Origin of the sequence: Pseudomonas sp. NPDC087346 (assembly GCF_044744235.1) — a bacterium.
Taxonomy (GTDB): Bacteria; Pseudomonadota; Gammaproteobacteria; order Pseudomonadales; family Pseudomonadaceae; genus Aquipseudomonas.
Genome location: NZ_JBIUXX010000099.1, coordinates 1 through 12419, shown reverse-complemented (window position 1 = coordinate 12419; position 12419 = coordinate 1). Strand labels below are relative to the sequence as shown.

12 protein-coding genes are annotated in these 12419 nt (G+C 59.3%); 11 read left to right on the top strand and 1 reads right to left on the bottom strand.

The window, feature by feature from the left end:
- From ileS to ispH, 4 genes are all read left to right on the top strand, one after another.
- The coding region (gene ileS, locus ACIOZM_RS29995) for an isoleucine--tRNA ligase (RefSeq protein ID WP_401220898.1) at positions 1-2706 on the top strand (2706 nt) is incomplete at its 5' end.
- Positions 2699-3211, top strand: coding sequence for a signal peptidase II (gene lspA, locus ACIOZM_RS29990; RefSeq protein WP_401220895.1), 513 nt, complete (start codon positions 2699-2701; stop codon positions 3209-3211). The genes ileS and lspA, both read left to right, overlap by 8 nt.
- On the top strand, positions 3204-3647 hold the full coding sequence (gene fkpB / locus ACIOZM_RS29985; RefSeq protein WP_401220892.1) for an FKBP-type peptidyl-prolyl cis-trans isomerase: 444 nt from the start codon (positions 3204-3206) through the stop codon (positions 3645-3647). The genes lspA and fkpB overlap by 8 nt, the downstream gene beginning before the upstream one ends.
- A 210-nt stretch (positions 3648-3857) precedes the next feature.
- Entirely contained in the window at positions 3858-4802 is a 945-nt protein-coding gene (gene ispH / locus ACIOZM_RS29980) for a 4-hydroxy-3-methylbut-2-enyl diphosphate reductase (RefSeq protein WP_401220889.1), read from the top strand.
- Here ispH and ACIOZM_RS29975 read toward each other — a convergent pair.
- Positions 4774-5328: a GspH/FimT family pseudopilin gene (locus ACIOZM_RS29975; RefSeq protein ID WP_401220886.1), complete on the bottom strand. Its 555-nt coding sequence runs from the start codon at positions 5326-5328 to the stop codon at positions 4774-4776. The genes ispH and ACIOZM_RS29975 overlap by 29 nt on opposite strands.
- Before the next feature lie 127 nt (positions 5329-5455).
- On the opposite strand from ACIOZM_RS29975, the gene ACIOZM_RS29970 reads away from it, so the two are divergent.
- From ACIOZM_RS29970 to thiO, 7 genes are read left to right on the top strand one after another with little or no spacing between them, the layout of a single operon-like run.
- Positions 5456-5929: a GspH/FimT family pseudopilin gene (locus ACIOZM_RS29970; protein ID WP_401220883.1), complete on the top strand. Its 474-nt coding sequence runs from the start codon at positions 5456-5458 to the stop codon at positions 5927-5929.
- Complete coding sequence (gene pilV / locus ACIOZM_RS29965) at positions 5926-6375, top strand: type IV pilus modification protein PilV (RefSeq protein ID WP_401220880.1); 450 nt, start codon at positions 5926-5928, stop codon at positions 6373-6375. Before ACIOZM_RS29970 ends, pilV begins: the two co-directional genes overlap by 4 nt.
- Positions 6372-7085 (top strand): PilW family protein, encoded by a 714-nt coding sequence (locus ACIOZM_RS29960; RefSeq protein WP_401220877.1) that lies wholly within the window; start codon positions 6372-6374, stop codon positions 7083-7085. The genes pilV and ACIOZM_RS29960 overlap by 4 nt, the downstream gene beginning before the upstream one ends.
- Before the next feature lie 11 nt (positions 7086-7096).
- Positions 7097-7576, top strand: a complete 480-nt coding sequence (locus tag ACIOZM_RS29955) for a PilX N-terminal domain-containing pilus assembly protein (RefSeq protein WP_401220874.1) — start codon at positions 7097-7099, stop codon at positions 7574-7576.
- Positions 7563-10655 carry a pilus assembly protein gene (locus tag ACIOZM_RS29950; protein WP_401220872.1) on the top strand — a complete coding sequence of 1031 codons (3093 nt, stop codon included), beginning with the start codon at positions 7563-7565 and terminating at the stop codon, positions 10653-10655. The genes ACIOZM_RS29955 and ACIOZM_RS29950 overlap by 14 nt, the downstream gene beginning before the upstream one ends.
- A 15-nt stretch (positions 10656-10670) precedes the next feature.
- Positions 10671-11072: a type IV pilin protein gene (locus ACIOZM_RS29945; RefSeq protein WP_401220869.1), complete on the top strand. Its 402-nt coding sequence runs from the start codon at positions 10671-10673 to the stop codon at positions 11070-11072.
- Positions 11073-11128: 56 nt separating this feature from the next.
- Complete coding sequence (gene thiO, locus ACIOZM_RS29940; RefSeq protein WP_401220866.1) at positions 11129-12229, top strand: glycine oxidase ThiO; 1101 nt, start codon at positions 11129-11131, stop codon at positions 12227-12229.
- The last annotated feature ends 190 nt before the right edge of the window (positions 12230-12419 follow it).

Here is a 12419-nt window from a genome sequence, read left to right as displayed (position 1 = left end):
GAAATTGGCAAGGATCGTCCGAAGTTCGTCCTGCACGACGGCCCTCCGTACGCCAACGGCACGATCCACATCGGTCACGCGCTGAACAAGATTCTCAAGGACATGATCATCCGCTCGAAAACCCTTTCGGGTTTCGACGCGCCTTATGTTCCGGGTTGGGACTGCCACGGTCTGCCGATCGAGCACAAGGTTGAAGTGACCCACGGCAAGAACCTGGGCGCGGACAAGACCCGCGAACTGTGCCGTGCCTACGCCACCGAGCAGATCGAAGGGCAGAAGTCCGAATTCATCCGTCTCGGCGTGCTGGGCGACTTCGCCAACCCGTACAAGACCATGGACTTCAAGAACGAGGCCGGTGAAATCCGCGCCCTCGCCGAAATCGTCAAGGGCGGCTTCGTGTTCAAGGGCCTCAAGCCTGTGAACTGGTGCTTCGATTGCGGTTCGGCCTTGGCCGAAGCCGAAGTCGAGTACGAGAACAAGAAGTCCTCGACCATCGACGTCGCGTTCCCGATTGCCGACGAAGCCAGGCTGGCTGCCGCTTTCGGTCTGCCGTCGCTGGGCAAACCTGCCTCGATCGTGATCTGGACCACCACCCCGTGGACCATCCCGGCCAACCAGGCGCTGAACGTTCACCCGGAATTCAACTACGCACTGGTCGACATTGGCGACAAGCTGCTGGTATTGGCTGAAGAGCTGGTCGAATCCTGCCTGCAACGCTACGGCGTGGAAGGTTCGGTCATCGCGACCACTACCGGTAAAGAACTGGAGCTGATCAACTTCCGTCACCCGTTCTATGATCGTCTGTCGCCGGTGTATCTGGCCGACTACGTCGAACTCGGCGCTGGCACTGGCGTGGTTCACTCCGCCCCGGCCTACGGCGTGGACGACTTCGTGACCTGCAAGAAATACGGCATGGTCAACGACGACATCCTTAATCCAGTGCAGAGCAACGGTGTTTACGTGCCGACGCTGGAATTCTTCGGCGGCCAGTTCATCTGGAAGGCCAACCCGGCCATCGTCGACAAGCTGACCGAAGTCGGTGCGTTGCTGCACACCACCGTCATCGAACACAGCTACATGCACTGCTGGCGCCACAAGACCCCGCTGATCTACCGCGCCACCGCGCAGTGGTTCATCGGCATGGACAAAGAACCGGCGACTGGCGAAACCCTGCGCAATCGCGCGATCAAGGCTATCGAAGAAACCAAGTTCGTTCCGGCCTGGGGTCAGGCGCGCCTGCACTCGATGATCGCCAACCGTCCGGACTGGTGCATCTCCCGTCAGCGTAACTGGGGCGTGCCGATCCCGTTCTTCCTGAACAAGGAAAGCGGTGAACTGCACCCACGCACCGTCGAACTGATGGAAGAAGTCGCCAAACGCGTTGAAGTCGAAGGCATCGAAGCCTGGTTCAAGATGGACGCTGCCGAGTTGCTCGGTGACGAAGCGCCGCTGTACGACAAGATCAGCGACACCCTCGACGTCTGGTTCGATTCGGGCACCACGCACTGGCACGTCCTGCGCGGTTCGCACCCGATGGGTCACGAGACCGGCCCGCGTGCCGATCTGTACCTGGAAGGTTCCGACCAACACCGTGGCTGGTTCCACTCGTCGCTGCTGACCGGTTGCGCCATCGACAACCACGCGCCGTACCGCGAGCTGCTGACCCACGGCTTCACCGTCGACGAAGCTGGCCGCAAGATGTCCAAGTCGCTGGGCAACGTGATCGCGCCGCAGAAGGTCAACGACACCCTTGGCGCCGACATCATGCGTCTGTGGGTCGCTTCGACCGACTACTCGGGTGAAATGGCGGTTTCCGATCAGATCCTGCAACGCAGTGCGGACGCCTATCGGCGTATCCGTAACACCGCGCGCTTCCTGCTCTCGAACCTGACCGGTTTCAACCCGGCCACCGACATCCTGCCGGCCGAAGAAATGCTCGCGCTGGATCGTTGGGCGGTGGATCGCACGCTGTTGCTGCAACGCGAGTTGCAAGAGCACTACGGCGAATACCGTTTCTGGAACGTCTACTCGAAGATCCACAATTTCTGCGTGCAGGAATTGGGCGGTTTCTACCTCGACATCATCAAGGACCGTCAGTACACCACTGGCGCCAACAGCAAGGCTCGGCGTTCGGCGCAGACCGCGCTGTATCACATCTCCGAAGCGCTGGTGCGCTGGATCGCACCGATCCTCGCATTCACTGCCGACGAACTGTGGGAATACCTGCCGGGCGAGCGCAACGAATCGGTGATGCTCAACACCTGGTACGAAGGTCTGACCGAATTGCCGGAAGGCTTCGAACTGGGTCGCGCCTATTGGGAGCGGGTTATGGCGGTGAAGGTTGCCGTGAACAAGGAAATGGAAATCCAGCGCGCCGCGAAAGCGGTCGGTGGCAACCTGCAAGCCGAAGTGACACTGTTCGCCGAAGACGATCTGAGCGCCGACCTGGCCAAACTGAGCAACGAACTGCGCTTCGTACTGATCACCTCGACCGCCAGCGTTGCGCCTTTTGTTAGCGCACCTGAAGACGCGGTGGTCACCGAAGTCGGCGGCCTGAAGCTGAAGATCGTCAAATCGGCCTTCCCGAAGTGCGCCCGTTGCTGGCACTGCCGCGAAGACGTCGGCGTGAACCCGGAACATCCGGAAATCTGCGGTCGTTGTGTAGACAACATCAGCGGCGCTGGCGAGGTTCGTCACTATGCCTAATGCGGTTGGCCGTTTCGGACGGTTGGGCTGGCTCTGGTTGAGTTTGCTGGTTCTGGTCATTGACCAGGCCAGCAAGTTCTACTTCGAAGGCAAGCTCGAGATGTACCAGCAGATTGTGATCATCCCTGATTACTTCAGCTGGACCCTGGCTTACAACACCGGTGCTGCGTTCAGCTTCCTCGCTGACAGCTCCGGCTGGCAGCGCTGGCTGTTCGCCCTGATCGCGATTGTGGTCAGTGCGGTGCTGGTGGTCTGGCTCAAGCGCCTGGGTCGCAACGAAACCTGGCTAGCCGTCGCTCTGGCGCTGGTGCTGGGTGGCGCACTGGGCAATCTGTATGACCGCATTGCCCTGGGCCATGTGATCGATTTCATTCTGGTGCACTGGCAGAACCGCTGGTACTTCCCGGCGTTCAACTTCGCCGACAGCGCGATCAGCGTAGGCGCGGTGATGCTGGCACTGGATATGTTCAAATCCAAGAAAACCGGAGAAACCGTTCATGACTGAAGCTGAACAACGCATCGGCCAGAACACGGAAGTCACTTTGCACTTTGCTCTGCGCCTGGAAAACGGCGACACCGTCGACAGCACTTTCGACAAGGCTCCGGCTACGTTCAAGGTCGGCGATGGCAACCTGCTGCCGGGTTTCGAAGCGGCATTGTTCGGCTTCAAGGCCGGTGACAAGCGCACGCTGACAGTTGAACCGGAAAACGCTTTCGGTCAGCCGAACCCGCAGAACGTGCAGATCATCCCGCGTTCGCAGTTTGCGGACATGGAACTGTCGCCGGGTTTGCTGGTGATCTTCAACGATGCGGCCAATACTGAGCTGCCGGGCGTGGTGAAAGAATTCGACGACACGCAAGTGACCATCGACTTCAACCACCCGCTGGCTGGCAAGACATTGACCTTTGACGTGGAAATCTTCTCCGTCAAAGCGCTGTAACAAAGCAGGCGGGAGCCTTTGTGGTGAGGGGATTTATCCCCGTTCGGTTGCGTAGCAATCGTGAAACCAGCCAACACGTTTCCATTCAGGATTGCGGTGGCTGGATTGAGGGGCGCTTCGCACCCCAACGGGGATAAATCCCCTCGCCACAACAGATTGCTCCCATAGTTGGTTTTTCATTGTTTTCGCGCGCAAGACACGAGGCACAGCATGCAAATCAAACTCGCCAACCCCCGTGGCTTCTGCGCCGGCGTGGACCGGGCGATCGAAATCGTCAACCGCGCCCTCGAAGTCTTCGGGCCGCCGATCTACGTGCGCCATGAAGTGGTGCACAACAAGTTCGTGGTCGAAGACCTGCGCAGCCGTGGCGCGATCTTCGTCGAGGAACTGGATCAGGTGCCGGACGACGTCATCGTGATCTTCAGTGCTCACGGCGTTTCCCAGGCTGTGCGTACCGAAGCTTCCGGCCGTGGACTGAAAGTGTTCGACGCTACCTGCCCACTGGTCACCAAGGTGCACATCGAAGTCGCGAAATACAGCCGCGATGGTCGTGAGTGCATTCTGATCGGCCACGCCGGTCACCCGGAAGTCGAAGGCACCATGGGCCAATACGACCCGAGCAATGGCGGCGCGATCTACCTGGTCGAAGACGAGAAAGACGTTGCCGAACTGCAGGTGCACAACCCGGAAAAACTCGCGTTCGTGACCCAGACTACTTTGTCGATGGACGACACCAGTCGCGTCATCGACGCCCTGCGCACACGTTTCCCGGCCATCGGCGGCCCGCGCAAGGACGACATTTGCTACGCCACGCAAAACCGTCAGGACGCAGTCAAGCAACTGGCTGACGAATGTGACGTGGTATTGGTGGTCGGCAGCCCGAACAGCTCCAACTCCAACCGATTGCGTGAACTGGCTGAGCGCATGGCCACTCCGGCCTACCTGATCGATGGCGCCGAAGACCTGCAGCAGAGCTGGTTCGACGGTGTCGAGCGTATCGGCATCACCGCCGGTGCTTCTGCGCCGGAAGTGCTGGTGCGTGGCGTGATCCAGCAATTGCAGGCTTGGGGTGCAACTGGCGCCGATGAACTCGCCGGGCGCGAAGAGAACATCACGTTCTCGATGCCTAAAGAACTGCGCGTCCGTTCGATTTAACGCTTTTCGCCTTCTGGCACAGCGCCTGTTCAGCCTTTTCGCTGCCCAGGCGCACTCGACCGGTCGCAGCCAGCACCACCTGGAGCTGGCTGACCGGCTCGTGTGCCGAGCAGATATGTAATGTCCCTGCCTGAAACGCCCGCCCGGGCATCAGCGGTTGTCCCAGACTGCTGAACCGTACATAACGACTGACCGCCCAATTGCCGGCAATTGGAACCCGCGCATCACCTGCGCGCTCGATCAGCAGCGGGTTGCTGCTGTCCTCCGCTCCTTTGCCGCTGATATCCAGAATGATTCGCCAGCCCTGACTCCAGTCGCCGTTGATGCCGTACATCACCACGCTCTGATTGCGCGTGATGGCCATGCTGCGCGCATTACGAATGCCGTCGAGCAACGACTGCGCGGCCTGATCGCGATGATTCGACTCTCTCAGCGCAGCGAACGCCGGGTTGACCAGCAGCAGAACAATTGCGCCGATTGCCAGTCCCATAAGCAGTTCGATCAGACTGAAGCCCTGTTGCGGCATGACGATTTCCTCCGTGGATGGTGTTGCGCGGTGCAATCCGTGCGCCGCGCAGGGCAAATCAACCGACACAGGTCGGCCGAATGTTCTAGCGTGTAACTGGTATAGCCGACGGCAACGGAGGGCATCGATGGATCATCATTCAAAAGGTTTCACGCTGATCGAGTTGTTGGTCGCGGTCGCCGTGTTTGTGATCCTCATTACCCTGGCGGTGCCTGGGTTCACCCGGTCGGTACAAGGCAGCAGGGCCGATACCGAAATGGGCGACTTGCAACGGGCAATCAATTACGCACGCCTTGAAGCGATTGATCGAGGCACGACCCTGCGGCTGCGTCCGACCGCTGGTGGCAGCGTCTGGACCGGCGAATTGTCGGTTTACGACAGTACTGGCACTCCGGCCAATGTATTGCGGGTTGTTCCAGCGATGAGCAGCGGTGCGACTCTGACGCTACCCTCAGGAGTGACCGCGCTGGATTTCAACAATCTGGGCGGTCTGGCGGCCCCGTCTACGGCGGTGGTCATCAGCTACACGCTGGGAACGCAAAGCAGGACGCTTAACGTGTGTCTGAACGGACGAATTCAATTGGGTGGAAGTTGCGGATGAGGGCAGGGAGCGCAGGTGCACAGGAGGGCATGACGCTGATCGAGGTGCTGGTGGCGTTGCTGATTCTGACGGTCGGGATTTTGGGGGCCGCAGCCGTCCAGTTGAATTCGCTGAAATACACCGACAGTTCGCGGATGACCAGTCAGGCGAGCTTCATCGCCTACGACATGATGGATCGCATCCGGGCGAACTCGGGCGCCGACTACACCGTTACCCCACCGACCTCGGGCAACCTGAACGTTTCCCGCGATCAGGATCTCTACGATTTCACCACCAATATCGTCAATTTCGGCGGGCCGACCGCCACCGGCACCATCGCCCTCAGTCAGCGGGTGTACACCATCACCATCAACTGGAATGACTCGCGGGCGGCCAACGCCACCAGCACCACGCGCAGCTTTGTGCTGACCAGTCGCGCCGCGGTCGATCCGGTGACTTCGCCATGAGGCACCATAACCGTGGCTTCGGCCTGATCGAAATGCTCATCGCCCTGACGTTGGGACTGATCGTGGTGTTGGGCGTGGTGCAGATATTTATCTCCGCGAAAAACACCTATGTCAGCCAGAACAGCTCCGCTGCAATGCAGGAAGACGCCCGGTTCGTCTTGAGCAAGATGATTCAGGAAATCCGCATGGTGGGAATGTTCGGTTGTCTCGGCACTATTACCGACTCCAGTACGGCGGGGGATTTCGCTGCTGCGCAGATCACGCCGATCAGTTGGGACAATGCCAACCTCAAACTGACGCTGGTCACGGCGGATATCGGCAGCGGCGGCGGAACGCCGACCTGGACAGTGGTTTCCGATTGCCGCAACAGCGCCACGGCGTATACCGGGGTACGTAGCGCCGCGAGCGGGTTGATCAACTTTCCGCTGCGCCGTCTGATCTACAGTTTCAGCAATAACCAGATACTGATGGGCACCGGAAGCGGCACGCCAACTCAACAGGTGTTGGTTAACAACGTCAGTGCCTTCACCGTTACTTTCGGTCTGGCCACTTCGGCGACCGACGTCGCGGCCTCGACCTACAGCACCAACCCCAGCGATCCGGCGCGCATCCGCAGTGTGCGCCTGAGCCTGACCCTCACCGACCCGAGCAATCAGGTGGCCAGTCAAACCTTCAACGTGGTTGCCGCCTTGCGCAACCGCTTGCAATGAGGGCCGGGCCGATGAGTATTTCTCTCCATCAGCGCCAGACGCAGCGCGGCATGATTTTGCTGGTCAGCCTGGTGTTTCTGTTGCTGCTGACACTGATCGGCTTGTCATCGATGCAGAGCGCCAACCTTCAGGAAAAAATGGCCGGCAGCGTGAGTCTGCGCAATCAGTCGTTTCAGACTGCCGAAGCCGCATTGCGTATCGGTGAAAGTGCCGTGCAGCTCGCCAGCTATTCATTGACGGTGTGCAGCGGCACCGTGCAGTGCGCGCCACCGGCCGAGTCTTCGGTGGTCAGTGCGGCGGGACTTAACTCGACGTCTGGAGTGACATGGATTGCTGCCGGCAACGGGTTTTATGGCGTGCAGAACATTGGCACCACCCTGACGGCGGTAAACGTGCCGAGCAATACCTCGGCGACCTTGTATCGGGTGACCGCTGTTGGTATCACCGGCACTTCGCGCAGCGTAGTGGAGAGTGTCTATGCGAAGTACTGAGTACCGCTACGGATGGCGGTCGCTGCTGATCGGCATGTTGCTGAGCTTTTATCTGGCCGCGCCGGCGTATGCGTTCACACCTTCCGACTCGCCGTTGTTGAGCGCGGCCGCCGTGCCGCCGAATGTGATTTTGCTGATCGATGACTCGGGCAGCATGAACAGCATCATCTATGCGGCGGGCTTCGATCCGACCGTTTCCCGCACGGCGGCAAGGCAATGCAATGCCATACTCGGTTTATGCCTGAGTTCGACGGCGATTACCGGCGATCCCATATTTCTGTCCAGCCTGCCGACCTCCGGTTGCTCGGGCGGGGCGTATGCTTTTTACAACAACAGTCTGGCGCCACTGTGTCTGAAACTGCCGGACCCGGTCGGTAGCGGCAATACCCGTTACACGGACGATTACATTTCCTACGTGGTCGGGTTGGCGATCAGCAATGGCACGCGCGACTTCACCACTGGTGCCATTCCCAACGACTATCGGATCAACGTCGCACGCAACGTTTCCAACGCGTTGGTCACCAGCAACCGAACCTTGCGTATCGGCCTGTCGACCTTCAACCCGGTCACCAGCAACAACCCGGGTAATGGCGGCTACATCGCTCGTTCGATCAGCGATCTGGCCCCGGTCACCGGCAGCGTGACCCAGGCGCAGGCGGACACCAACTACAACGCGCTGATCTCGTCGATCAACGCCTTGAGTGCCGTGGCCAATACGCCATTGGCAGAAACCTATTACGAAATCACCCGCTACATGCGCGGCATGACGCCGTACTACAACTCCACGCCGAGCACCTACACCAGCCCGATCCAGTACCGCTGCCAGAAAAATTACGGGGTGGTGATCACTGACGGTCTGCCGACCTACGACCGGACCTTTCCCAGCAACGATCCGCTGGGCGGCAGCCGTTTGCCGAACTGGGATGGCATCAACAACGACGGCAACAACCTTAATGGCGATAACGAGGGCGATACGTTGTATCTGGACGACATCGCCAAATTTGCCTTCGATATCGATATGCGCTCGACCGGAACTGACGCGGCGGGCAAGAGTTGGAGTTCGACGGATTTTCCCAAGCAATACATGAACACCTACACCGTGGGATTCACCGCTGCCAACGTCATGCTGTCGGACGCGGCGAATTACGGGCAGGGCAAGTATTACCAGGCGAATGACAGCGCGGGTCTCAACACCGCGCTGTCGTCGGCATTGAGTGACATCACCTCCAAGGCTGGCTCTGGCGGTAGCGGTGTCACCAACGGCACCACACTGACCAGCAGCAGCAACTTTTTCCAGACCAGCTATGACCCCAAAGACTGGCGCGGCACGATCAAGTCTTTTGGCTTCACCTCCGCTGGAGCAGTGAATACGGCGACGGCACTGTGGGCGACTGACACGACGATTGTGCCTGGCGCCACCGCGCCGACCTACCAATCGTGGAACACCACAAGCAATGCGCCGGTAACCCTTGCTTACGGTAACTTTTCCGCCGCGCAGCAAACCACGCTCAGTCAGAGCCTGCCTACTGGCATCAGCGGCAGTGATCTGGTTGAGTGGAGCAAGGGCACCAATAAAACCGGGCTCAAGGTGCGTAGCGTGTTGTTGGGCGACATCATCAATTCGCCGCTGGTGCTGGCCTCGCCCAGCGATAAGACTGCATCCGATCTCTCCGGCGACACCACGTACACCACTTACCTGAGCGCCAAAGCGGCAAACATGAATACCAGTCTGGTGGTGAATGCCAACGACGGCTTCGTCAACGTCATCAATGCGGCCAACGGCACCCGACGTTATGCCTACATGCCGTCCAGCGTGTTGCCGTCGCTGCGGCTGATTGCCGATCCGACTTACATCAACGGCGTCAGCCACAAGTTTCTGGTGGACGGTCAGGTTGGCGTTTATGACATGCAGTTCAACAGTGCGTGGAAAACCCTGGCCATTGGTGGCACGGGTGCTGGCGGCAAGACTTTCTACGCGCTGCAATTATTTGATGCCTCGGCGGGCAACGTTCTCAGTTCACTGTGGGAAGTCAGCGCGCCGGCCACAGCTAACACCGCCAATGCTTTTAATGATCTGGGTTATGCCTACGCACGGCCGGAAGTGGCACGTTTGGCCGATGGTCGCTGGGCCGCATTCATCTCCAATGGTTACGGCAGTAACTCCGGAGTCGCAGCGTTGTATGTACTGGATGTTCGTGACGGCTCGCTGATCAAGAAGATCGTCATCGACAGTACCGAAACCACCAACGGTCTTTCGTCGGTGAAGCTCAAGGTCAATTCATCCAACGTGGTGCAGGCCGCTTACGGCGGAGACTTGAAAGGGCGGTTATGGAAGTTCGACCTGAGCGCCACGTCGACGGACAGTTGGGGCGTGGCGTTTTCCGGCAAGCCGCTGTTCACCACGGCTGGCGGCACGACACAACCGATCACTGCGCAGCCGCTGCTGGCGGACAACTCTCTCGGTGGCAAACAGATCTTCGTCGGCACCGGCAAGTTCAACGAAACCGCGGACAAGACCAACAAGGATTTGCAGGCGTTCTATTCGGTGTGGGACGCCGATGGCAGCTCGGGGCAGATCACCGTCAGCAGTTTGCAGGCGCAGGCGATCACCGGGGTGTTCTCCGGCAGCACCGGGCAATTCATTACCACCACGCAGAACGACACGACCTATCCGGCGGAGAAGGGCTGGTATCTGCCGCTGGTATACAACAGCGTGTTGACCGGCGAGCGGGTGATCAATCAGGCAAGTCTGGTGCTCGGGCGGGTTGTGTTTACCACCGCCAGCGTCGATACCACCGACCCGTGTTCGAGTTTCGGCACCGGCAAACTAGTCGAACTCGATGCGTTCAGCGGTAAGATGCTCAACTACGCGGTACTGGATACCAACACCGACGGCCTGGTGGACAGTAACGACACGATTTCCAGTGGTGTGGTGTTCACCGGCGGCATTCCGACGCTGAACTCCATCGTCAATGGCGGGACGGGCAAGGTCGTGACAGACACTAGTGGCGCTGTCACCACGCTGGTGGAAAAGGGCGGCGGCGGTAGCCGTCGTATCATGTGGCGACAAATACAGTAAGTGAGAGTTTGAGGCATGCGTAGATCCAACCGAGGTTTCACCCTGATCGAAATCATGATCGTGATTGCGATCATCGGGATCGTCATCACCATCGGCTATCCGAGCCTCACCGAATACATGAAGAAGGGCCGTCGCGCCGAAATAGTCTCGACCCTGTCGGAGCAGGCGCAGATTCTTGAGCGTTTCTACTCGAAGAACAATGTCTACACCAATGCGACGGGGCTGAACGCGGGTAACGATTTCTACACCATTACCCCGACCATCACCGACCAGACCTTCCTGCTGACTGCTACCCGCAAGGCTGGTAGCACCATGGCCACCGACAAGTGCGGGGATTTCACCCTGACCAACACCGGTGTCAGAAGCATGAACAACGCGACTGCCGGGCTGACCACCAAGGATTGCTGGGGCCGCTGAGGGCGCATCTCTTCGGGCGCCTTTTGCGCCCACTGTCTTTTTAGGTTGAATCAAACATGACCAGGCAACAGCAAGTGGTGATTGTCGGCGGCGGCGTTATTGGCCTGCTGACCGCCTACAATCTCGCCTCCGAAGTGGGCAGCGTGGTGCTGCTCGACCGTTCCAGCGTCGGCCAGGAATCGTCCTGGGCTGGCGGCGGCATCGTTTCTCCGCTGTATCCGTGGCGCTACAGTCCGGCAGTCACCGAGCTGGCGCATTGGTCGCAGGATTTTTATCCACAGCTCGGCGAGCGCTTGTTTGCCGACACCGGGGTCGATCCTGAAGTACACACCACTGGCCTGTACTGGCTGGATCTGGATGATGAAGCCGAAGCACTGGCCTGGGCCGAGCGCGAAAATCGCCCGCTACGAGCTGTGGATATCTCGGCGGCGCACGCTGCGGTTCCGGTGCTTGGTGAGGGTTTTTCGCGAGCAATCTACATGGCCGATGTCGCCAATGTGCGTAACCCGCGTCTGGTGAAGTCGCTGAAAGCGGCATTGCTGGCGCTGCCGAACGTGACCATTCATGAGCAATGCGAGGTCAGCGGATTTGTCCGTGAGGGCGCGCAAGTGGTTGGTGTGCAGACGTCGAATGGCGTGATCCACGGCGATCAAGTAGTGCTGACGGCGGGGGCCTGGAGTGGTGATTTGCTGAAGACACTGGACCTGAGCTTGCCGGTCGAGCCGGTCAAGGGACAGATGATCCTCTACAAATGCGCAGCGGATTTTCTGCCGAGCATGGTCTTGGCCAAGGGACGTTATGCGATCCCGCGTCGTGACGGTCATATCCTGATCGGTAGCACGCTGGAACACGAAGGTTTCGACAAGACACCGACCGATGTCGCGCTGGAAAGCCTCAAGGCTTCGGCGGTCGAGTTGTTGCCGGCGCTGGCGGATGCCGAGGTGGTGGGGCATTGGGCCGGGTTGCGTCCGGGTTCGCCTGAAGGCATTCCCTATATCGGTCAGGTTCCGGGGTTTGCCGGGTTGTGGCTCAATTGCGGGCATTACCGCAATGGACTGGTGCTGGCGCCGGCGTCGTGTCAGTTGTTTGCCGATGTGATGCTGGGGCGTGCGCCGATCATCGATCCGGCGCCTTACGCACCAGCGGGCCGTATCTAGTCGAACATTTACCGGCGTTTGTCAGGCCGCCATCGCGAGCAAGCTCGCTCCCACAGGTTTTGCGGTGGACATAAATTTTGTGTACGCCACGGACACTGTAGATACTCTGTTCACGGTCAAGCTTTTGCGAGGTGTTTGTCGCTAAAAAGCTTGGCCGTATCAAAATCTTCACCCGCTTGCATGCAGGCCC